General features: G+C 64.0%; 21 protein-coding genes. All 21 read left to right on the top strand.

The window, feature by feature from the left end; genetic code table 11:
* Positions 1 to 22: 22 nt before the first annotated feature.
* Complete coding sequence (locus WM94_RS17620) at positions 23 to 1,285, top strand: flagellar hook-length control protein FliK (RefSeq protein ID WP_061551800.1); 1,263 nt, start codon at positions 23 to 25, stop codon at positions 1,283 to 1,285.
* Between the two features lie 218 nt (positions 1,286 to 1,503).
* A complete protein-coding gene (gene fliL / locus WM94_RS17615; RefSeq protein WP_015271211.1) occupies positions 1,504 to 2,001 on the top strand; it encodes a flagellar basal body-associated protein FliL in 498 nt (165 codons plus the stop codon).
* Positions 2,002 to 2,010: 9 nt separating this feature from the next.
* Positions 2,011 to 2,979, top strand: a complete 969-nt coding sequence (fliM, locus tag WM94_RS17610) for a flagellar motor switch protein FliM (protein ID WP_013973595.1) — start codon at positions 2,011 to 2,013, stop codon at positions 2,977 to 2,979.
* A 47-nt stretch (positions 2,980 to 3,026) separates the two neighbouring features.
* Positions 3,027 to 3,497 (top strand): flagellar motor switch protein FliN, encoded by a 471-nt coding sequence (gene fliN, locus WM94_RS17605; RefSeq protein ID WP_003257291.1) that lies wholly within the window; start codon positions 3,027 to 3,029, stop codon positions 3,495 to 3,497.
* Positions 3,498 to 3,509: 12 nt separating this feature from the next.
* A complete protein-coding gene (fliO, locus tag WM94_RS17600; protein WP_043936227.1) occupies positions 3,510 to 3,944 on the top strand; it encodes a flagellar biosynthetic protein FliO in 435 nt (144 codons plus the stop codon).
* A complete protein-coding gene (gene fliP / locus WM94_RS17595; RefSeq protein WP_003257293.1) occupies positions 3,944 to 4,699 on the top strand; it encodes a flagellar type III secretion system pore protein FliP in 756 nt (251 codons plus the stop codon). The genes fliO and fliP overlap by 1 nt, the downstream gene beginning before the upstream one ends.
* 21 nt (positions 4,700 to 4,720) lie before the next feature.
* Positions 4,721 to 4,990 carry a flagellar biosynthesis protein FliQ gene (gene fliQ, locus WM94_RS17590; RefSeq protein ID WP_003257294.1) on the top strand — a complete coding sequence of 90 codons (270 nt, stop codon included), beginning with the start codon at positions 4,721 to 4,723 and terminating at the stop codon, positions 4,988 to 4,990.
* Between the two features lie 7 nt (positions 4,991 to 4,997).
* A complete protein-coding gene (fliR, locus tag WM94_RS17585) occupies positions 4,998 to 5,774 on the top strand; it encodes a flagellar biosynthetic protein FliR (RefSeq protein WP_061551799.1) in 777 nt (258 codons plus the stop codon).
* 2 nt (positions 5,775 to 5,776) lie between these two features.
* Positions 5,777 to 6,919 (top strand): flagellar biosynthesis protein FlhB, encoded by a 1,143-nt coding sequence (flhB, locus tag WM94_RS17580; RefSeq protein WP_015271208.1) that lies wholly within the window; start codon positions 5,777 to 5,779, stop codon positions 6,917 to 6,919.
* Between the two features lie 218 nt (positions 6,920 to 7,137).
* The gene (gene flhA / locus WM94_RS17575; protein WP_013973588.1) at positions 7,138 to 9,267 is read left to right on the top strand and encodes a flagellar biosynthesis protein FlhA; all 2,130 of its coding nucleotides are present in this window, start codon (positions 7,138 to 7,140) and stop codon (positions 9,265 to 9,267) included.
* Positions 9,268 to 9,278: 11 nt separating this feature from the next.
* A complete protein-coding gene (gene flhF / locus WM94_RS17570) occupies positions 9,279 to 10,586 on the top strand; it encodes a flagellar biosynthesis protein FlhF (RefSeq protein WP_015271206.1) in 1,308 nt (435 codons plus the stop codon).
* 93 nt (positions 10,587 to 10,679) lie between these two features.
* Positions 10,680 to 11,513, top strand: a complete 834-nt coding sequence (gene fleN / locus WM94_RS17565) for a flagellar synthesis regulator FleN (RefSeq protein WP_039612698.1) — start codon at positions 10,680 to 10,682, stop codon at positions 11,511 to 11,513.
* Positions 11,510 to 12,250, top strand: a complete 741-nt coding sequence (fliA, locus tag WM94_RS17560; protein WP_003257298.1) for an RNA polymerase sigma factor FliA — start codon at positions 11,510 to 11,512, stop codon at positions 12,248 to 12,250. Before fleN ends, fliA begins: the two co-directional genes overlap by 4 nt.
* 103 nt (positions 12,251 to 12,353) lie before the next feature.
* Positions 12,354 to 12,728, top strand: coding sequence for a chemotaxis response regulator CheY (locus tag WM94_RS17555; protein ID WP_161551427.1), 375 nt, complete (start codon positions 12,354 to 12,356; stop codon positions 12,726 to 12,728).
* Between the two features lie 20 nt (positions 12,729 to 12,748).
* On the top strand, positions 12,749 to 13,537 hold the full coding sequence (locus WM94_RS17550; protein ID WP_015271204.1) for a protein phosphatase CheZ: 789 nt from the start codon (positions 12,749 to 12,751) through the stop codon (positions 13,535 to 13,537).
* 12 nt (positions 13,538 to 13,549) lie between these two features.
* Positions 13,550 to 15,787 (top strand): chemotaxis protein CheA, encoded by a 2,238-nt coding sequence (locus WM94_RS17545; protein ID WP_061551798.1) that lies wholly within the window; start codon positions 13,550 to 13,552, stop codon positions 15,785 to 15,787.
* Positions 15,788 to 15,833: 46 nt separating this feature from the next.
* A complete protein-coding gene (locus tag WM94_RS17540; protein WP_061551797.1) occupies positions 15,834 to 16,973 on the top strand; it encodes a chemotaxis response regulator protein-glutamate methylesterase in 1,140 nt (379 codons plus the stop codon).
* Complete coding sequence (locus tag WM94_RS17535) at positions 16,973 to 17,713, top strand: flagellar motor protein (protein WP_013973580.1); 741 nt, start codon at positions 16,973 to 16,975, stop codon at positions 17,711 to 17,713. Before WM94_RS17540 ends, WM94_RS17535 begins: the two co-directional genes overlap by 1 nt.
* Before the next feature lie 3 nt (positions 17,714 to 17,716).
* Positions 17,717 to 18,574, top strand: a complete 858-nt coding sequence (gene motD, locus WM94_RS17530; protein WP_013973579.1) for a flagellar motor protein MotD — start codon at positions 17,717 to 17,719, stop codon at positions 18,572 to 18,574.
* Positions 18,575 to 18,796: 222 nt separating this feature from the next.
* Positions 18,797 to 19,585, top strand: coding sequence for a ParA family protein (locus tag WM94_RS17525; RefSeq protein WP_013973578.1), 789 nt, complete (start codon positions 18,797 to 18,799; stop codon positions 19,583 to 19,585).
* The gene (locus WM94_RS17520; RefSeq protein ID WP_061551796.1) at positions 19,585 to 20,478 is read left to right on the top strand and encodes a CheW domain-containing protein; all 894 of its coding nucleotides are present in this window, start codon (positions 19,585 to 19,587) and stop codon (positions 20,476 to 20,478) included. The genes WM94_RS17525 and WM94_RS17520 overlap by 1 nt, the downstream gene beginning before the upstream one ends.
* Positions 20,479 to 20,482: the final 4 nt, after the last annotated feature.

Below are 20,482 nucleotides of genomic sequence, written 5' to 3'. Positions count from 1 at the left end.
TTTCTGGCGCGGAGACCGCTCGATGCCTGTCGCACCCAACCCATTGTTGCAAGGCAACGCCATTGCCAATACCTCGCGTTCGGCCACCGCACAGGCCGACAAGCCGCTGCAGGCGCTGGGTGACAAGGGCGACGGCTTCGGCCAGGTGATGGCCAGGCAGGGCCGCGACAAGGCCGCAGGGCAGGACGACAAGGTCGCCCAGGCCAAGCCCAAGGACAAGCCCGAGTCGGCGCAGGGCGGCAAGAAAGCCGCTGCCGACAAACCCGCGGTTGCCGATGACGGCAAACAATTGCCAGCCGACGACCAGGCCCAGACTGACACCGGCTTGCGCGATGCCAGCCTGGTGGCCGGCCAGGTAACCGACGCTCAGCCTGGCGCTCAGCTGATCCAGGCGCAGGCCGAGGCGGTGGCGCCGGTGTTGCAGGCCGCCGCGGCGCAGGTCACCGCCGAGCTGCCCGAGGAGCCGGCCACCGAGGAAGCCTTCGATCCCGACGCCGATCCTCTGGCCAACCTGCCGACCTTGCGCCTGGCGCTGGAGCAAAGTGCCCAGGCCAAGGGAGCGACCTCGGCGCATGCCCTGGATCCTTCGCAGGCTCAGGGCGAGGAGGGGCAGGCCGCCGTCAATACCTTGGCGAATCTGGTCGAGAATGCCGAGGGTGAAACGGGCGAGCCCGGCGACAAGGCCTTTGCTGCCTTGCTCGAAGATGGCCTGAAGGACACCAAGAGCGCTGGCAGCGATACACGCGTAGACGATTTCGCCAACCGCCTGGCCAACCTGACCCAGGCCGCCACGGCCAAGACCGCCAATGCCGTGCCGGCCAGTGCCAGCCCATTGCACCAACCGCTGCCGATGAACCAGAACGCCTGGGCCGAGGGCCTGGTCAACCGGGTCATGTACCTGTCCAGCCAGAACCTCAAGTCGGCGGATATCCAGCTGGAACCGGCTGAACTGGGCCGCCTGGACATTCGCGTCAATGTTGCGACGGACCAGTCGACCCAGGTCACCTTCATCAGCGGCCACGCCGGCGTGCGTGACGCCCTCGACAGCCAGGTGCACCGCCTGCGCGAGCTGTTCGCCCAGCAGGGGCTGGCACAGCCGGATGTCAACGTGGCCGACCAGTCGCGCGGGCAGCAGCAACAGCAGCAGGGTCAGGCGCAGGGCAGCAACCTGTCCGGGGTTGCGGCGCGCCGGGCCGAGCAGGGCGGGGCCGAGGCAGTCGATAGCGCCCGGCCTGTGGAGCAGCAGGTGGTTGTTGGTGACAGTGCGGTCGATTATTACGCGTAGATCCCGATTGCCTGTACTGGCCGCTTCGCGGGTAAACCCGCTCCCACAAGCACAGCGCAGGGTTCGAAGCCTGTGGAGGTCCTGTGGGAGCGGGTTCACCCGCGAAGAAGCCAGCACGGTTGTCCCTGCTGAAATCTCCCTTCTGCAAAATCTGGCATAACACTTGCTCAAGCCAAGCCATCCTCCCTTGAACCCCCGATGGACGACGGATTATTGGCATGGCGAAGAGCGAAGCAGTCAAAGACCCCGCCACTAAAGGCAAACTCAAGCTGATCCTGCTGGCAGTAGTGGGCCTGTTGCTGGCGATCGGCCTTTCGGTGGGCGCTACCTGGTTCATCATGCACAAGAGCGAGCCAGCCCCGGCCGCCGACCCTGCAGCCAGCAACGTCAAGCCAGCGGCTATCTACGAAGCATTGGCCCCGGCCTTCGTGGTCAACTTCAACCAGAACGGTCGCCAGCGCTACATGCAGGTGAGCATCACCCTGCAAGCGCGCAACCAGGCTGATCTGGACGCCCTCAAGGTGCACATGCCGGTAATCCGCAACAACCTGGTGATGATGTTCTCCGGGCAAGGCTTCGACACCCTGGCCGGTAGCCCGGTGGGACAGGAAATGCTGCGCCAGAAGGCCACCGCAGTGGTCCAGGAAGTGGCGCAGAAGGAAGTCGGCAAGCCGGTCGTCGACCAGTTGCTGTTCACCAATTTCGTATTGCAGTAGGAGTCCGCAATGGCCGTACAGGACCTGCTGTCCCAGGATGAAATCGATGCCCTGTTGCATGGCGTCGACGACGGGCTGGTGCAGACCGAGAGTGCATCCGAGCCTGGCAGCATCAAAAGCTACGACCTGACCAGTCAGGACCGTATCGTGCGGGGTCGCATGCCGACCCTGGAAATGATCAACGAGCGCTTCGCCCGTTACACCCGTATCAGCATGTTCAACCTGCTGCGCCGCTCCGCCGACGTGGCGGTGGGTGGCGTGCAGGTGATGAAGTTCGGTGAATACGTGCACTCGCTGTACGTGCCGACCAGCCTCAACCTGGTCAAGATCAAGCCGCTGCGCGGTACCTCGCTGTTCATCCTCGACGCCAAGCTGGTGTTCAAGCTGGTGGACAACTTCTTCGGCGGCGACGGCCGCCACGCCAAGATCGAAGGCCGCGAGTTCACCCCCACCGAGTTGCGCGTGGTGCGCATGGTGCTGGACCAGTGCTTCGTCGATCTCAAGGAAGCCTGGCAGGCAATCATGCCGGTCACCTTCGAGTACATGAACTCCGAGGTCAACCCGGCCATGGCCAACATTGTCGGCCCCAGCGAGGCGGTGGTGGTGTCCACCTTCCACATCGAGCTGGACGGCGGTGGCGGCGACCTGCACGTGACCATGCCGTACTCGATGATCGAGCCGGTGCGGGAAATGCTCGACGCCGGTTTCCAGTCCGACCTGGACGACCAGGACGAGCGCTGGGTCAAGGCCCTGCGCGAGGATGTGCTGGACGTGGCCGTGCCGCTGACCGCCACCGTAGCCCGGCGCCAGCTGAAGCTGCGCGACATCCTGCATATGCAGCCTGGCGACGTGATCCCGGTGGAGCTGCCCGAGCACCTGGTGCTGCGTGCCAACGGTGTGCCGTCGTTCAAGGCGCGCCTGGGTTCGCACAAGGGCAACCTGGCGCTGCAGATCATCGACCCGATCGAACGCCGCTGACGGCGTGCCGGTCGCACATAACGAATTGAATGCCTGTCGAGGAAACCATGGCTAACGAAAACGAGATCACCTCCGCAGAGGACCAGGCACTGGCCGATGAATGGGCTGCGGCACTGGAAGAAACCGGTGCAGCCGGCCAGGCCGATATCGATGCACTGCTGGGTGGTGACACCGGTAGCAGCACCGGCGGCGCGGGCCGCCTGCCGATGGAGGAGTTCGCCAGCTCGCCGAAGCCGAACGAAAACGTCAGCCTCGAAGGCCCTAACCTGGACGTGATCCTGGATATCCCGGTGAACATTTCCATGGAAGTGGGCAGCACCGAGATCAACATCCGCAACCTGCTGCAGCTCAACCAGGGCTCGGTGATCGAGCTCGACCGCCTGGCCGGCGAGCCGCTCGACGTGCTGGTCAACGGCACGCTGATCGCCCATGGCGAGGTAGTGGTGGTCAACGAGAAGTTCGGCATCCGCCTGACCGACGTGATCAGCCCCAGCGAACGTATCAAGAAGCTGCGCTGAGTGAAGGGCACGATGCGCGCCATCGCGGCGGCTGCCGCGCTGCTCGCCAGCCAGGCTTGCCTGGCCGCGGCCACACCGGCGGCAACCCCGGCAACCGCGCCTGGCAGCCTCGGTGGGCAGCTGGCGCAGATGGTCTTCGGCCTGCTGCTGGTGGTCGGCCTGATCTTCTTCCTGGCCTGGTTGCTGCGGCGCATGCAAAGCACGGCGGTAAAGGGCGGGCAGGTGATCGAGATCGTCGGCAGCCGGGCCATCGGCCCGCGTGATCGGCTGCTGCTGGTGCAGGTGGGCAAGGAGCAGATCCTGATCGGCCATACCCCTGGCAGCATCGAGGCCCTGCATGTGCTGGCCGAACCCGTGGAAGTGCCGGAAAACGCCCGCCAGGCGACGCCGGAGTTTGCCCAGCGGCTGATGGAGCTGATGGGCAAGGACCCTAAGGACAAGAAGTGATGAGTGGCGCGCTGCGTGTGTTGTTGACTCTGGCGCTGCTGCTGGCTGCGCCGCTGGCCCTGGGTGCCGACCCGCTGTCGATCCCGGCCATTACCCTGTCCAATACCGCGGACGGGCAGCAGGAGTATTCGGTCAGCCTGCAGATTCTGCTGATCATGACGGCGCTCAGCTTCATCCCGGCGTTCGTCATCCTGATGACCAGCTTCACCCGCATCATCATCGTGTTCTCGATCCTGCGTCAGGCCCTGGGCCTGCAGCAGACGCCGTCGAACCAGCTGCTGACCGGCATGGCGCTGTTCCTGACCATGTTCATCATGGCGCCGGTGTTCGACCGGGTGAACCAGGACGCCCTGCAGCCGTACCTGAAGGAGCAGATGACCGCCCAGCAGGCCATCGACAAGGCCCAAGGGCCGCTCAAGGACTTCATGCTGGCACAAACCCGGCAAAGCGACCTCGACCTGTTCATGCGCCTGTCCAAACGTACCGACATCGCCGGCCCGGACCAGGTGCCGCTGACGATCCTGGTGCCGGCGTTCGTGACATCCGAGCTGAAGACCGCGTTCCAGATCGGTTTCATGATCTTCATCCCGTTCCTGATCATCGACATGGTAGTGGCCAGCGTGCTGATGGCCATGGGTATGATGATGCTGTCGCCGCTGATCATCTCGCTGCCGTTCAAGATCATGCTGTTCGTGCTGGTCGATGGCTGGGCGCTGATCATGGGTACCCTGGCCAGCAGTTTCGGCGGCGTCTGACGCCGTCAAGGAGAGCCGCCGATGACACCTGAAGTCGCTGTCGATCTGTTCCGTGATGCCTTGTGGCTGACCACCCTGATGGTCGCCATACTGGTGGTGCCCAGCCTGCTGGTGGGCCTGGTGGTGGCCATGTTCCAGGCCGCCACCCAGATCAACGAACAGACCTTGAGTTTCCTGCCGCGCCTGCTTGTGATGCTGGTCACGCTGATCATCGCCGGGCCGTGGCTGGTGCAGAAGTTCATGGAGTACTTCACCAGTCTCTATACCAACATTCCTCAGCTGATCGGTTGACGCGCCGATGCTGGAGCTGACCGACACGCAGATCGGCACCTGGGTCGCGACCTTCATCCTGCCGTTGTTCAGGGTGACGGCAGTATTGATGACCATGCCGATCTTTGGCACCCGCATGCTGCCGGCACGGGTGCGCCTGTATGTGGCGGTGGCTATCACCGTGGTGATTGTCCCGGCCCTGCCGCCCTTGCCCGAGTTCGACCCGTTGAGCCTGCGTGGCCTGCTGTTGTGTGCCGAGCAGATCATCGTCGGGGCATTGTTCGGGTTGTCCTTGCAGTTGCTGTTCCAGGCTTTCGTGATCGCTGGCCAGATCGTCGCGGTGCAGATGGGCATGGCCTTCGCATCGATGGTCGACCCGGCCAACGGCGTCAACGTCACGGTGATCAGCCAGTTCATGACCATGCTGGTGAGTGTGCTGTTCCTGCTGATGAACGGCCATCTGGTGGCGTTCGAGGTACTGACCGAAAGCTTCACCACCTTGCCGGTAGGCAACGCGCTGGTGGTCAATCAGTTCTGGGAACTGGCGGGGCGCCTGGGTTGGGTGTTCGGTGCCGGCCTGCTGCTGATCCTGCCGGCTATCGCCGCGCTGCTGGTGGTGAACATCGCTTTTGGCGTGATGACGCGTGCCGCGCCGCAGTTGAACATTTTCTCCATCGGTTTTCCGCTGACCCTGGTCATGGGCATGTTCATTTTCTGGGTCGGCCTGGCCGACATACTTTCCCATTATCAGGCATTGGCCAGCGAAGCGCTGCAATGGCTGCGTGATCTGGCAAGGGCGCGCTGAGCATGGCGGAAAGCGAAAGCGGTCAGGACAAGACAGAAGAACCCACCGACAAGCGCAAGCGCGATGCCCGCGAGAAAGGCGAGATCGCGCGTTCCAAGGAGCTGAACACGGTGGCGGTGACCTTGGCCGGTGCCGGTGGCCTGCTGGCGTTCGGCGGCCACCTGGCCGAGACGCTGCTGGCGATCATGCGCATGAACTTCAGCCTGACCCGCGACTTCATCGTCGATGAGCGCGCCATGGGTGCCTTCCTGCTGGCCTCGGGCAAGATGGCCATCTGGGCGGTGCAGCCGATCTTGATCCTGTTGTTCGTGATTTCCTTCGTCGCGCCGATAGTCCTGGGCGGTTTCCTGTTTTCCGGCAGCCTGCTGCAGCCGAAATTCAGCCGCATGAATCCCTTGTCGGGGATCAAGCGCATGTTCTCGATGAACGCCCTGACCGAGCTATTGAAAGCACTCGCCAAGTTTTTCGTGATTCTGGTCGTGGCGGTAGTGGTGCTGGTCAATGACCGCCAGGCGCTGCTCGCCATCGCCAATGAGCCGTTGGAGCAGGCAATCATCCATAGCCTGCAGGTGGTGGGCTGGAGTGCGTTGTGGATGTCGGCCGGGCTGCTGTTGATTGCGGCGGCGGACGTGCCGTTCCAGCTGTGGCAGACGCACAACAAGCTGAAGATGACCAAGCAGGAAATCAAGGACGAGTACAAGGACAGCGAAGGCAAGCCCGAGGTCAAGCAGCGTATTCGCCAGCTGCAGCGTGAGGCTTCGCAGCGGCGCATGATGGCGGCTGTGCCCGAAGCTGACGTGATCATCACCAACCCGACGCATTATGCGGTGGCCTTGCAATACGACCCGGAGAAAGGCGGGGCGGCGCCGTTGCTGCTGGCCAAAGGGACGGATTTCATTGCCCTGAAGATTCGCGAGATCGGCGTGGAGCACAAGGTCCAGATCCTCGAATCGCCGGCGTTGGCGCGGGCGATCTACTACTCCACCGAACTCGAGCAGGAAATCCCTGCCGGGCTTTACCTGGCGGTGGCGCAGGTGCTGGCCTATGTGTTCCAGATCCGCCAGTACCGGGCTGGCAAGGGCAAGCGGCCAGAGCCGCTGAAGGACGACCTGCCGATTCCACCGGACCTGCGCCGCGACAGTTGACCTTGTGTCAGGGCTTCTGGCCCTTTCGCGGGTGAACCCGCTCCCACAGGTCCTCTGCGGGCCTTGAAGGCTGTGCGGTCCCTGTGGGGGCGGGTTCACCCGCGAAGAGGCCGGAACAGGCAACATAAATCCCCCGTCGAGCAAAGTTGGAAGGCTTCTTGCAAAGCCAGCGCCAGGCGCCCCCTGTGCGTCAAAGTTTTGCATCAAGAGGACTCGCGGTGGATCGCACTCAGTTAATCAGCAACGCCCGTAACAACCTGGCCGGGCTCGGTCGGGGCAACCTGGGTGTGCCGCTGTTGCTGCTGGTGATGTTGGCAATGATGATGTTGCCGATACCGCCGTTCCTGCTCGATGTGTTCTTCACTTTCAACATCGCCCTGTCGATCGTGGTCCTGCTGGTCTGCGTCTACGCCCTGCGCCCGCTCGACTTCGCCGCATTCCCCACCATCCTGCTGGTGGCCACGCTGTTGCGTCTGGCCCTGAACGTGGCCTCCACCCGGGTTGTGATGCTGCATGGCCAGGAGGGCCACGGCGCCGCCGGCAAGGTGATCCAGGCCTTCGGCGAGGTGGTGATCGGCGGTAACTACGTGGTCGGTGCCGTGGTGTTCGCCATCCTCATGATCATCAACTTCGTGGTGGTGACCAAGGGTGCCGGGCGTATCTCGGAGGTGAGCGCGCGTTTCACCCTCGACGCCATGCCCGGCAAGCAGATGGCCATCGACGCCGACCTCAACGCCGGCCTGATCGACCAGGCCCAGGCCAAGCACCGTCGTGCCGAAGTGGCGCAGGAAGCCGAGTTCTACGGTTCGATGGACGGTGCCAGCAAGTTCGTCCGCGGTGACGCCATCGCCGGCCTGCTGATCCTGTTCATCAACCTGATCGGCGGCATGCTGATCGGCATGCTGCAGCACGGCATGAGCTTTGGCGATGCCGGCAAGGTGTACGCCTTGCTGACCATCGGTGACGGTTTGGTGGCGCAATTGCCATCACTGTTGCTGTCCACCGCTGCCGCGATCATGGTTACCCGTGCTTCGGGCTCCGAGGACATGGGCAAGCTGATCAACCGGCAGATGTTCGATTCGCCCAAGGCCCTGGCGGTGTCCGGCGCGCTGATGATCGTCATGGGCCTGGTGCCGGGCATGCCGCACGTGGCCTTCCTCAGCCTCGGCCTGCTGGCCGGTGGTGGCGCCTACCTGGTGTGGAAGAAGCAGCAGAAGGCCAAGGCGCAGGCGCTGCAGGAGGCGCAGCGCCAGCAGGACCTGTTGCCCTCGCCACAGCGCGCGCTGGAAACCAAGGAGCTGGGCTGGGACGACGTCACGCCGATCGACATGATTGGCCTGGAGGTCGGCTACCGGCTGATCCCGCTTGTCGATCGCAACCAGGGTGGCCAGTTGCTGGCGCGGATCAAGGGCGTGCGCAAGAAGCTGTCGCAGGACCTGGGCTTCCTCATGCCCACCGTGCACATCCGCGACAACCTTGACCTGCAGCCCAGCGCCTATCGCCTGACCCTGATGGGGGTGATCCTGGCCGAAGCCGAGATCTACCCGGATCGCGAACTGGCAATCAACCCGGGGCAGGTGTTCGGTACCCTCAACGGCATTGCCGCGCGTGACCCGGCGTTTGGCCTTGAAGCCGTGTGGATCGATGTCGGCCAGCGCTCCCAGGCGCAGTCGCTGGGCTACACCGTGGTCGACGCCAGTACCGTGGTGGCCACCCACCTGAACCAGATCCTGCAGAAGCACTGCCACGAGCTGATCGGCCATGAAGAGGTCCAGCAACTGCTGCAGGTGTTGGCCAAGGCATCGCCTAAACTTGCAGAAGAGCTGGTGCCGGGTGTCATTTCGTTGTCGGGCCTGCTCAAGGTGCTGCAGGCGCTGTTGTCGGAGCAGGTGCCCGTACGCGATATCCGCAGTATCGCCGAGGCGATCGCTAACAACGCCGGCAAGAGTCAAGATACCGCCGCGCTGGTGGCGGCGGTGCGCGTCGGATTGTGTCGCGCCATCGTGCAAAGCATTGTCGGCGTTGAGTCGGAGCTGCCAGTGATTACCCTGGAGCCAAGGTTGGAACAGATTTTGCTCAATAGTCTGCAAAGGGCCGGGCAAGGTCAGGAAGACGGTGTTCTTCTGGAACCGAGCATGGCCGAGAAGCTGCAGCGTTCGTTGATCGAGGCGGCCCAGCGCCAGGAAATGCAGGGCCAGCCGGCCATCCTCCTGGTCGCCGGCCCGATCCGCGCCATGCTGTCGCGTTTCGGTCGTCTGGCTGTACCGAATTTGCATGTTCTGGCGTATCAGGAAATACCGGACAACAAGCAAGTCACCATCGTTGCCACCGTGGGCCCTAACGGCTGAGGTAGGGGATAATGCAAGTTAAGCGATTTTTCGCCGCCGATATGCGTCAGGCCATGAAGCTGGTCCGTGATGAGCTGGGCGCCGATGCCGCCATCATCGGCAACCGTCGCATCGCCGGCGGTGTCGAGCTGACGGCCGCGCTGGACTACAAGCTGTCCGCCCTGGCTCCACGTGTGCCCAACGCCGAACTGGAAGAAGAGCTGCGCAAGACGCATACGCGCATCGCCACTGCCCAGGCCGAGCTGGGCCACCGCCAGGACAGCAGCGACAACAACCGCCAATTGTTCGCCGGGCAGTCGCTGACAGCCGCCGAGCCGTTGATCGAACCGCATGTCGATGTTCCCGAGGCTGCTGCAGCGCCTGCGTCGGCGCCGGTCGACCCGCGCCTGTTCGATGCCATGCGCTCCGAGCTGTCGGGCCTGCGCGAGCTGCTGGAAGTGCAGCTCGGCTCGCTGGCCTGGAATCAGCTGCAGGGCAGCAAGCCGCAGCAGGCCACCGTCTGGCGCCGGCTGCAGCGTATCGGCCTGTCCGGGCCGATCGCCCGTGAGCTGCTGGACCTGACTGCCGAGATCGACGAGCCACGCCAGGCCTGGCGCATGTTGCTTGCGCACCTGGCGCGGATGATCGAAATTCCCGAGGTCGAGCCGATAGAAGAGGGTGGGGTGATTGCCATGGTCGGCCCGGCCGGCATGGGCAAGACCACCACCCTGGCCAAGCTGGCCGCCCGCTACGTGCTCAAGTACGGCGCGCAGAACCTGGCGCTGGTGAGCATGGACAGCTTCCGCATTGGCGCCCAGGAGCAGCTCAAGACCCTGGGCCGCATCCTCAACGTGCCGGTGACCTACGTCGACCCGGGCCAGTCGCTTGCTGCGGCGCTGGAGCCGCTGCTGCGCAAGCGCGTGGTGCTGATCGATACCGCCGGCCTGCAGGCCAGCGACCCGGCCCTGCGCATGCAACTGGATACCCTGGCCGGGCGTGGCATTGCCGCGAAGAACTACCTGGTGCTGGCCACCACCAGCCAGAAGCAGGTGCTGACCGCCGCCTACCACAGCTACAAGCGCTGCGGCCTGGCTGGTTGCATCCTGACCAAACTCGATGAAACGGCGAGCCTTGGCGACGTGCTGAGCCTTGCCATCAGTCATGAACTGCCAGTGGCCTACCTGACCGACGGGCCGCGCATTCCTGACGACCTGCACCTGCCTCGGGGGCACCAGTTGGTATCCCGCGCGGTCAATGTGCAGCAGCAGGACGAGCCCAGCGAAGAGGCCATGGCCGACATGTTCGCTGATCTCTATCACAACCCACGGCGAGCGGGTTGATGATGAAGTGTGTGCAAGGTAGCTATGCCAAAGGGTACGCAGAATTGCCCTACGTGTGGCCTGAGTCCCAGCGAGACAAGGTAAAGAACAGGCATGGGTAGCATGCATCCCGTACAGGTGATCGCCGTGACCGGTGGCAAAGGTGGCGTCGGCAAGACTAACGTTTCAGTGAACCTGTCCCTGGCGCTGGCCGAGCTTGGCCGCAGGGTCATGCTGCTGGACGCCGACCTGGGCCTGGCCAATGTCGACGTACTGCTGGGCCTTACCCCCAAGCGGACCCTTGCCGATGTCATCGAAGGGCGCTGCGAACTGCGCGACGTGATGTTGCAGGGCCCTGGTGGAGTGCGCATCGTGCCGGCTGCCTCGGGCACGCAGAGCATGGTGCACCTGGCCCCGGCCCAGCATGCCGGGCTGATCCAGGCGTTCAGCGAAGTCGGCGACAACCTCGACGTGCTGGTGATCGACACCGCGGCCGGTATCGGTGATTCGGTGGTCAGCTTCGTCCGCGCCGCCCAGGAAGTGCTGCTGGTGGTATGCGATGAACCCACCTCGATCACCGATGCCTACGCCCTGATCAAGCTGCTCAATCGCGACTACGGCATGAACCGTTTCCGCGTGCTGGCCAACATGGCGCAGAGCCCGCAGGAAGGCCGCAACCTGTTCGCCAAGCTGACCAAGGTCACCGACCGCTTCCTCGACGTTGCCCTGCAGTACGTGGGCGCCGTGCCGTATGACGAGTGCGTGCGCAAGGCGGTGCAGAAGCAGCGTGCCGTGTACGAAGCCTTCCCACGCTCCAAATGCGCGCTGGCCTTCAAGGCGATAGCCCAGAAGGTCGACAGCTGGCCGCTGCCTGCCAACCCGCGTGGCCATCTGGAGTTCTTTGTCGAGCGTCTGGTGCAACCCACCAGCGCGGGTCCAGTGCTATGAACGCCAGCGGTTTCAAGATGTACAGCCGAGCGTCGAAAGACGCCCAGTACGAGCTGATCGAACGCTACGCCCCGCTGGTCAAGCGCATCGCCTACCACCTGCTGGCGCGGCTGCCGGCCAACGTGCAGGTCGAGGACCTGATCCAGGCCGGCATGATCGGCCTGCTGGAAGTGGCCAACAAGTACGACGCCAGCAAGGGCGCCAGCTTTGAAACCTACGCCGGCATCCGCATCCGCGGGGCCATGCTGGACGAAGTGCGCAAGGGCGATTGGGCACCGCGTTCGGTGCACCGCAACACCCGCATGGTCAGCGACGCGATGCGTGCGGTTGAAGCCAGAACCGGCCGTGACGCTAAAGATCATGAAGTTGCTGCCGAACTCCAATTGAGTCTCGATGATTACTACGGGATCTTGAACGATACCCTGGGCAGCCGCCTGTTCAGCTTCGACGACCTGTTGCAGGACGGCGAGCACGAAGGGCTGCATGAGGATGGCGCCAGTGGCCAGGTAGAACCTGCGCGCGGCCTGGAGGACGAGCGCTTCCAGGCCGCCCTGACCGAGGCCATCTCCAACCTGCCGGAGCGTGAGCGCCTGGTGCTGGCGCTGTACTACGACGAAGAGCTGAACCTCAAGGAAATCGGTGAGGTGCTGGGGGTCAGCGAGTCGCGGGTCAGCCAGTTGCACAGCCAGTGTGCCGCGCGCCTGCGCAGCCGCCTGGGGGAATGGCGGGCGCGTTGAGCCCGCTGTCGTTGCAGTCGTTTTCTACGTTGTACCGAATTGTGAATGCGCGCTCGGGGCCGAGCGCGTTTGAGACTGCTTGGAGGTCTACTTGAACAAAGACATGAAAATCCTCATCGTTGACGACTTTTCGACGATGCGGCGGATCATCAAGAACCTGTTGCGTGACCTGGGCTTCACCAACACCGAAGAAGCCGATGACGGCACTACGGCGCTGCCGATGCTGGAGAACGGCCACTACGACTTCCTGGTGACCGACTGGAACATGCCTGGCATGTCCGGCATCGACCTGCTGCGCAAGGTGCGTGCCCACGATCGCCTGAAAACCATGCCGGTGCTGATGGTGACCGCCGAAGCCAAGCGCGACCAGATCATCGAAGCGGCCCAGGCCGGCGTCAATGGCTACGTGGTCAAGCCGTTCACCGCCCAGGTGCTCAAAGAAAAGATCGAGAAGATCTTCGAACGCGTCAACGGCTGAGTCACGTCAGGGGGCGCGCCATGGATTCATCACAAACGTCTTTGGGCGAGTTCGAATCGACCCTGAAGAAGCATGCCCAGGAGCTGGTCGAAAGCCTGGAGCGGGGCCGTTTCGGCGAGGCGGTGCAGCTGATTCACGAGCTGAACCAGACCCGCGACCGCGGCCTGTACCAGGAAGTCGGCAAGCTGACCCGCGAGCTGCACAGTGCCATTGTCAGTTTCCAGATCGACCCGACCATGCCGCAGGCCGAGGAGGTGTCGCAGATAACCGACGCCACCGAGCGCCTGTCGTACGTGGTCAGGCTCACCGAGGGCGCGGCCAATCGCACCATGGACCTGGTCGAGGAAAGCACCCCGGTGCTCAACGACCTGGCCAGCGAGGCCCAGGCACTGAGCACCGACTGGCAGCGTTTCATGCGCCGCGAAGTGGCTGCGCCGGAGTTCCGTGACCTGGTCAAGCGCGTCGACAGTTTCCTGACGCACAGCGCCGAAGGTAACCGCAAGGTCGCCGGCCACCTCAACGACATTCTGCTGGCCCAGGACTATCAGGACCTGACCGGCCAGGTGATCAAGCGCGTCACCACGTTGGTCACCGAGGTGGAAAGCAACCTGCTCAAACTGGTGCTGATGGCCAGCCAGGTCGACCGCTTTGCGGGCATCCAGCATGACCACGATCAACTGCGTGCAGAAAAAGATCGAGAAAAACATCCGACTCGGGGTGAAGGTCCGCAGATTCATGCCGATAAGCGTGAAGACGTCGTGTCCGGTCAGGACGATGTCGATGATCTGCTGTCCAGCCTGGGTTTTTAAGGAGCACGTTTGATGAGCTTCGGCGCCGATGAAGAAATCCTCCAGGATTTCCTGGTAGAAGCCGGCGAAATTCTTGAGCAACTGTCCGAGCAACTGGTCGAGCTGGAAAGCCGGCCCGACGATGCCGACCTGCTCAATGCGATCTTTCGCGGTTTCCACACTGTAAAAGGGGGCGCCGGCTTCCTTCAGCTGAACGAGCTGGTGGAGTGCTGCCATATCGCCGAGAACGTGTTCGACGTTCTGCGCAAAGGTGAGCGCCGGGTCGACGCGGAACTGATGGATGTGGTGCTCGAGGCACTGGACACGGTCAACAGCATGTTTGGCCAGGTGCGCGAGCGCGCCGAAGTGACCCCGGCTACCCCCGAGCTTTTGGCGGCGCTGTCGCGCCTGGCCGAGCCGGGGGGCGCCGGGGCCGTTGAAGCGCCTGCCGCCGCGGCACCGGCACCGGTTGCCGAAGCGCCTGCCGAGGAGCAGGACATCACCGACAGCGAGTTCGAACAGCTGCTCGATTCGCTCGATGCGGTCAAGGCGCAAGCTGCGGCCGACGAGCAGATGCAGGGCGAGACCGTGAGCGGTGAAGGTGACGAAATCACCGACGCCGAGTTCGAGTCGCTGCTCGACCAGTTGCACGGCAAAGGCCAGTTCAGCGCCGAAGTTGCCGCGCAGCCAGTTGCCAGCGCGCCGGAAGTGGCCAGCGACGAAATTACCGACGCCGAATTCGAATCGCTGCTGGACCAGTTGCATGGCAAGGGCACCTTCCAGGCCGATGCCTTGCCCGCTGCCAAGGCGCCGGCGCCTGCTGCAACTGACACCAGTGCAGCCAGCGATGAAATCAGCGAGCACGAGTTCGAGGCGCTGCTGGACCAGTTGCACGGCAAAGGCAAGTTCGGCGGCGACGTGGCCGCTGTCGAAGCCCCGGCTGCAACCAAGGTGCAAGCGCCGGCCGCGGCCAAGGCCGACAGCCAGCCCGTGGCCAAGCCAGCAGCAGCTGCCCCGGCTCCTGCGCCGGCGCCTGCCAGCAAACCTGCCGCAGCACCCCGCGCCCCGGCCCCGGCCGCCGACAAGCATGGCGCCAGCGAAGCGGAAACCACCGTGCGGGTCGATACCGCGCGCCTGGACGAGATCATGAACATGGTCGGCGAGCTGGTGCTGGTGCGTAACCGTCTGGTGCGCCTGGGCCTTAACAGCGGTGACGAGGCCATGTCCAAGGCCGTGTCCAACCTCGACGTGGTCACCGCCGACCTGCAGACCGCGGTGATGAAAACCCGCATGCAGCCGATCAAGAAAGTCTTCGGCCGCTTCCCGCGCCTGGTGCGTGACCTGGCCCGCCAGCTCAAGAAAGAAATCAACCTGGAGCTGGTCGGCGAAGAGACCGACCTCGACAAGAACCTGGTCGAGGCCCTGGCCGACCCGTTGGTGCACCTGGTGCGCAACGCTGTCGACCATGGCGTGGAAATGCCCGAAGAGCGTGAAGCCTCCGGCAAGGCGCGCACCGGCCGCGTGGTGCTGTCGGCCGAGCAGGAAGGCGACCACATCCTGCTGTCGATCTCCGACGACGGCAAGGGCATGGACCCCAACATCCTGCGCGCCAAGGCCGTGGAAAAGGGCCTGATGGACAAGGATGCCGCCGATCGCCTGAGCGAGTCGGACTGCTACAACCTGATCTTCGCCCCGGGCTTCTCGACCAAGACCGAGATTTCCGACGTGTCCGGCCGCGGTGTGGGCATGGACGTGGTGAAGACCAAGATCTCCCAGCTCAACGGCTCGATCAACATCTTCTCGGCCAAGGGCCAGGGCTCGAAGATCGTCATCAAGGTGCCGCTGACCCTGGCGATCATGCCCACCCTGATGGTGATGCTGGGCAACCAGGCGTTCGCCTTCCCGCTGGTCAACGTCAACGAGATTTTCCACCTCGACCTGTCGCGCACCAACGTGGTCGACGGCCAGGAAGTGGTGATCGTACGCGACAAGGCGCTGCCGCTGTTCTACCTCAAGCGCTGGCTGGTCCAGGGCCAGGTGCACGAAGAGCAGCACGAGGGCCACGTGGTGATCCTGTCGGTCGGCACCCAGCGCATCGGCTTTGTCGTCGATCAACTGGTTGGCCAGGAAGAAGTGGTAATCAAGCCGCTGGGCAAGATGCTGCAGGGCACCCCGGGCATGTCCGGGGCCACCATCACCGGCGACGGTCGCATCGCGTTGATTCTCGACGTACCGAGCATGCTCAAGCGTTACGCCGCGCGGCGTATTTGATTTCGGTGGCGCACCCTGGCGGGTAGCGCCGCCTAATGGAGTGTTTATGGCAGTCAAGGTCCTGGTGGTGGATGATTCCGGTTTCTTCCGCCGCCGCGTCTCGGAAATCCTCTCGGCGGATCCGACGATCCAGGTAGTGGGTACCGCGACCAACGGCAAGGAAGCAATCGACCAGGCGCTGGCGCTGAAGCCCGATGTCATCACCATGGACTACGAAATGCCCATGATGGACGGCATCACCGCGGTGCGGCACATCATGCAGCGCTGCCCGACGCCGGTGTTGATGTTCTCGTCGCTGACCCATGAAGGCGCCCGTGTCACCCTCGATGCGCTGGATGCCGGTGCGGTGGATTACCTGCCGAAGAACTTCGAGGACATCTCGCGCAACCCCGACAAGGTCAAACAACTGCTGTGCGAGAAGGTGCATACCATTTCCCGCAGCAACCGCCGTTTTGGCAGCTACGCCAGCCATGCGCCGGTTGCCGCACCCGTACCCGCGCCAGCAGGCAGCGGTCACGCAGCTGCCAGCAGTTTCGCCAGCCCGGCAGCGGCGCGCACGCCTGCGCCTGCCCGTGCAGCGGCCCCGGCAGCGGCGCCAGCGCATTCGCCGGCACCCAAGCGCAAGCCATACAAACTGGTGGCCATCGGTACCTCCACGGGCGGCCCGGTCGCCCTGCAGCGGGTGCTGACCCAGCTGCCAACCAACTTCCCGGCGCCGATCGTACTGATCCAGCACATGCCGGCGGCGTTCACCAAGGCCTTTGCCGAGCGCCTGGACAAGCTGTGCCGCATCAGCGTCAAGGAAGCCGAGGACGGCGACATGCTGCGCCCGGGCCTGGCCCTGCTGGCCCCAGGTGGCAAGCAGATGATGATCGACGGCCGTGGCGCGGTGAAAATCCTGCCCGGTGACGAGCGTCTGAACTACAAACCGTGCGTGGACATCACCTTCGGCTCGGCGGCCAAGTCGTATGGCGACAAGGTGCTGTCGGTGGTGCTTACCGGCATGGGTGCCGATGGTCGTGAAGGGGCGCGCCTGCTCAAGCAGGGCGGCAGCACGGTCTGGGCCCAGGATGAAGCCAGCTGCGTGATTTATGGCATGCCCATGGCTATCGTAAAGGCCAACCTGGCCGACGCGGTGTACAGCCTGGACGAAATCGGCAAGCACCTGGTGGAGGCGTGCGTCTGATGGACGTGCTCAGCCTGATCGGCCTGATCCTCGCGTTTGTCGCCATCGTCGGTGGCAACTTCCTCGAAGGCGGCCATGTCGGCGCCCTGATCAATGGCCCGGCGGCACTGATCGTGCTGGGCGGCACCCTGGCGGCGGCCTTGCTGCAGTCGCCGCTGTCGTCGTTCAAGCGTGCCTTGCAGATTCTGCGCTGGATCCTGTTTCCGCCACGGGTAGACCTGGCGGGCGGGATCGACCGCGTCGTCAACTGGAGCCTGACCGCGCGCAAGGAAGGCCTGCTGGGCCTGGAAGGGGTGGCCGACAGCGAGCCTGACCCTTATGCGCGCAAGGGCCTGCAGTTGCTGGTGGATGGTGCCGAGCCGGAGGCCATCCGCAGCATCCTCGAAGTCGACTTCCTGACCCAGGAAAGCCGTGATATCCAAGCCGCCAAGGTGTTCGAGAGCATGGGCGGCTACGCGCCAACCATCGGCATCATCGGTGCGGTGATGGGCCTGATTCACGTGATGGGCAACCTGGCCGACCCGTCGCAGTTGGGCAACGGCATTGCCGTGGCCTTTGTCGCGACCATCTACGGCGTGGCCAGCGCCAACCTGGTGCTGCTGCCGATCGCCAGCAAGCTCAAGGCCATCGTCATGCGCCAGTCGCGCTACCGCGAGATGCTGCTCGAGGGCCTGCTGTCGATTGCCGAGGGTGAGAACCCGCGCTCGATCGAGCTGAAGCTGCAAGGCTTCATGGAGTAACCCATGCGTCGCCGTCGTCATACCGAGGAACACGAAAACCACGAACGCTGGCTGGTGTCCTACGCCGACTTCATCACCTTGCTGTTCGCCTTTTTCGTGGTGATGTATTCGATTTCCTCGATCAACGAGGGCAAGTACAAGGTCATTTCCCAGGCCTTGCTCGGGGTGTTCAACGACCCCGAGCGCAGCATGAAGCCGATCCCCATCGGTGAAGAGAGGCCGCTGAGCGTGCGCCCGGCCGAGCCGTTGGTGAAGGACAGCGAGCAGACCGATGCGGGCCTTGGGGCGACCAGTATCGACCCGCTGAAAACCATCAGCGATGACGTGCGCGATGCCTTTGGCGACCTGATCAAGAGCGACCAGATGACTGTGCGCGGCAATGAACTGTGGATCGAGATCGAGCTCAATTCCTCGTTGCTGTTCGGCAGCGGCGATGCCATGCCCAGCGACAAGGCATTTGCGATCATCGAGAAAGTGGCCGGCATTCTCAAGCCGTTCGCCAACCCGGTGCACGTCGAAGGCTTTACCGATAACCTGCCGATCCGCACTGCGCAGTACCCGACCAACTGGGAGTTGTCTTCGGCTCGGGCGGCAAGCATCGTGCGCCTGCTGGCGATGGAAGGTGTCAACCCGGCACGCATGGCTTCGGTCGGCTATGGCGAGTACCAGCCCGTGGCCAGCAACGACACTGCCGAAGGCCGTGCGCGCAATCGCCGCGTGGTGCTGGTGATTTCGCGCAACCTCGAAGTACGCCGCAGTCTGACTGGCTCGGGCAGTGCCAATGCCACGCCGGATGCTGCATTGCGCCGGGCTGGCACACAAAGTGCACCGGCAACGCCAGCAACGGTGGCGGGGCAGTGATCCGTCAATTCCCCGACGTTGCCACGAACACAAATTTGAAGGCAGTACTGTCCCCTGTGGGAGCGGGCGAGCCCGCGAATCAGGCGATGCGGTGAATGGCACCGGCTGCGCCGGTGTTCGCGGGCGCGCCCGCTCCCACAGGGATCGCGCCAGCTTTCCGATGTTGAGCAAGACAGTTGCCCCAGCAGTGTCCCTGCCAAATCAATAGATAGAGTTTGCTTGATGAGAGTCTGGGCAGTAGCCAATCAAAAAGGTGGCGTCGGCAAGACCACCACTACCATCGCCCTGGCCGGCCTGCTGGCCGAGGCCGGCAAGCGCGTGGTCGTCGTCGACCTCGACCCGCACGGCTCGATGACCAGCTATTTCGGGCACAACCCCGATGCCCTGGAGCACAGCTGCTACGACCTGTTCCTGCACAAGGGCGCGGTGCCCGAGGGCCTGCCCGGGCAACTGCTGCTGCCTACCAGTGACGAACGCATCTCGCTGTTGCCGTCGAGTACCGCGCTGGCGGTGCTGGAGCGCCAGTCACCGGGGCAGAACGGCCTGGGCCTGGTGATCGCCAAGAGTCTGGCGCAGCTGTGGCAGGATTTCGACTATGCCCTGATCGACAGCCCACCCTTGCTCGGTGTGCTGATGGTCAATGCCCTGGCAGCCAGCCAGCAGCTGGTGATTCCGGTGCAAACCGAATTTCTCGCGGTAAAGGGCCTGGAGCGCATGGTCGGGACCCTGGCCATGGTCAACCGCTCGCGCAAGCAGGCGCTGCCGTACCAGATCGTGCCGACCTTGTTCGACCGCCGCACCCAGGCCTCGCTGGCCACGCTCAAGCTGCTGCGTGACACCTACGGCCAGCATGTGTGGCAGGGCTACATCCCGGTGGATACGCGCCTGCGCGATGCCAGCCGCAAGGGCGTCACGCCCTCGCAATTCGACAGCAAGAGCCGCGGGCTGGTTGCCTACAGGGCGCTGCTCAAGCACCTGCTGACCTACAAGACTGCGGCGCAGGTGGCCTGATGACCCAGACCCGGCAAACCAGTACCCGGCCACAGATGGCCCTGCAGTCGTACCTCGACGGCCTGCTGCAGGACGCCACCGAAGCCGAAGACTTGTTCGAGGCGCCAGCGGCGGCGGACGAGTTCGCCGAAGCGGTGCGCGAAGAGCAGGCGCGTGATGCCTTGCAGCAAGCCAGGCCGGCGTCAGCCGAAGCAACTGTCAGCCCCGCACCACGGCCGTTCGCCGAGCCCAGGCTGGCGGTGCTGCCACAGGTGATGCCGGTGGAGGCACCGGTAGTGACGGTAGTCGAGCGCGAGGTGGTGGCCGAGGCCAGCATCCCGGTGCTGGTCGAGGAGCAGACCGTGGAGCCGGCAGTGCCGCTGGTGGACGTACACCTGCCGGCGCCGCAGGTACCCGTGCCCCCGGCCACGGTCGATGGCCGCCCGGCCTGGGCCGCCGAGCCGTTCGAATGCCTGCTGTTCGACGTGGCGGGCCTGACCCTGGCGGTGCCGCTGGTGTGCCTGGGCTCGATCTACACCCTGGCCGGCCAGGAACTGACACCACTATTCGGCCAGCCGGATTGGTTTCTCGGCATTCTGACCTGCCAGGCCGGCAACCTGAAGGTGCTGGACACCGCGCGCTGGGTGATGCCCGATCGCTACCGCGATGATTTCCGCCAGGGCCTGCAGTACGTGATTTCCGTGCAGGGCTATGAATGGGGGCTGGCCGTACACCAGGTCAGCCGCTCGCTGCGCCTGGACCCGTCCGAGATCAAGTGGCGCAGCCAGCGTGGCCAGCGTCCGTGGCTGGCCGGCACGGTTATTGAACACATGTGTGCGCTGCTCGACGTCGCTGCACTGGCCGAGCTGATCGCCAGTGGTGCGGTCAAGCAGATGCACGCCAAACAGAAATGACACC

The sequence above is a fragment of the Pseudomonas sp. ABFPK genome (genome assembly GCF_001586765.1).
Classification (GTDB): Bacteria; Pseudomonadota; Gammaproteobacteria; order Pseudomonadales; family Pseudomonadaceae; genus Aquipseudomonas; species Aquipseudomonas asiatica.
The sequence above is the reverse complement of the archived record's forward strand: the minus strand, read 5'-3'. Positions and strand labels throughout refer to the sequence as shown.

What these genes read in the sequence shown, in the direction of transcription:
- WM94_RS17620 (WP_061551800.1), top strand. Translation starts at nt 23, where the DNA reads ATGCCTGTCGCACCCAACCCATTGTTGCAAGGCAACGCCATTGCCAAT.
- fliL (WP_015271211.1), top strand. Translation starts at nt 1,504, where the DNA reads ATGGCGAAGAGCGAAGCAGTCAAAGACCCCGCCACTAAAGGCAAACTC.
- fliM (WP_013973595.1), top strand. Translation starts at nt 2,011, where the DNA reads ATGGCCGTACAGGACCTGCTGTCCCAGGATGAAATCGATGCCCTGTTG.
- fliN (WP_003257291.1), top strand. Translation starts at nt 3,027, where the DNA reads ATGGCTAACGAAAACGAGATCACCTCCGCAGAGGACCAGGCACTGGCC.
- fliO (WP_043936227.1), top strand. Translation starts at nt 3,510, where the DNA reads ATGCGCGCCATCGCGGCGGCTGCCGCGCTGCTCGCCAGCCAGGCTTGC.
- fliP (WP_003257293.1), top strand. Translation starts at nt 3,944, where the DNA reads ATGAGTGGCGCGCTGCGTGTGTTGTTGACTCTGGCGCTGCTGCTGGCT.
- fliQ (WP_003257294.1), top strand. Translation starts at nt 4,721, where the DNA reads ATGACACCTGAAGTCGCTGTCGATCTGTTCCGTGATGCCTTGTGGCTG.
- fliR (WP_061551799.1), top strand. Translation starts at nt 4,998, where the DNA reads ATGCTGGAGCTGACCGACACGCAGATCGGCACCTGGGTCGCGACCTTC.
- flhB (WP_015271208.1), top strand. Translation starts at nt 5,777, where the DNA reads ATGGCGGAAAGCGAAAGCGGTCAGGACAAGACAGAAGAACCCACCGAC.
- flhF (WP_015271206.1), top strand. Translation starts at nt 9,279, where the DNA reads ATGCAAGTTAAGCGATTTTTCGCCGCCGATATGCGTCAGGCCATGAAG.
- fleN (WP_039612698.1), top strand. Translation starts at nt 10,680, where the DNA reads ATGGGTAGCATGCATCCCGTACAGGTGATCGCCGTGACCGGTGGCAAA.
- fliA (WP_003257298.1), top strand. Translation starts at nt 11,510, where the DNA reads ATGAACGCCAGCGGTTTCAAGATGTACAGCCGAGCGTCGAAAGACGCC.
- WM94_RS17555 (WP_161551427.1), top strand. Translation starts at nt 12,354, where the DNA reads ATGAAAATCCTCATCGTTGACGACTTTTCGACGATGCGGCGGATCATC.
- WM94_RS17550 (WP_015271204.1), top strand. Translation starts at nt 12,749, where the DNA reads ATGGATTCATCACAAACGTCTTTGGGCGAGTTCGAATCGACCCTGAAG.
- WM94_RS17545 (WP_061551798.1), top strand. Translation starts at nt 13,550, where the DNA reads ATGAGCTTCGGCGCCGATGAAGAAATCCTCCAGGATTTCCTGGTAGAA.
- WM94_RS17540 (WP_061551797.1), top strand. Translation starts at nt 15,834, where the DNA reads ATGGCAGTCAAGGTCCTGGTGGTGGATGATTCCGGTTTCTTCCGCCGC.
- WM94_RS17535 (WP_013973580.1), top strand. Translation starts at nt 16,973, where the DNA reads ATGGACGTGCTCAGCCTGATCGGCCTGATCCTCGCGTTTGTCGCCATC.
- motD (WP_013973579.1), top strand. Translation starts at nt 17,717, where the DNA reads ATGCGTCGCCGTCGTCATACCGAGGAACACGAAAACCACGAACGCTGG.
- WM94_RS17525 (WP_013973578.1), top strand. Translation starts at nt 18,797, where the DNA reads ATGAGAGTCTGGGCAGTAGCCAATCAAAAAGGTGGCGTCGGCAAGACC.
- WM94_RS17520 (WP_061551796.1), top strand. Translation starts at nt 19,585, where the DNA reads ATGACCCAGACCCGGCAAACCAGTACCCGGCCACAGATGGCCCTGCAG.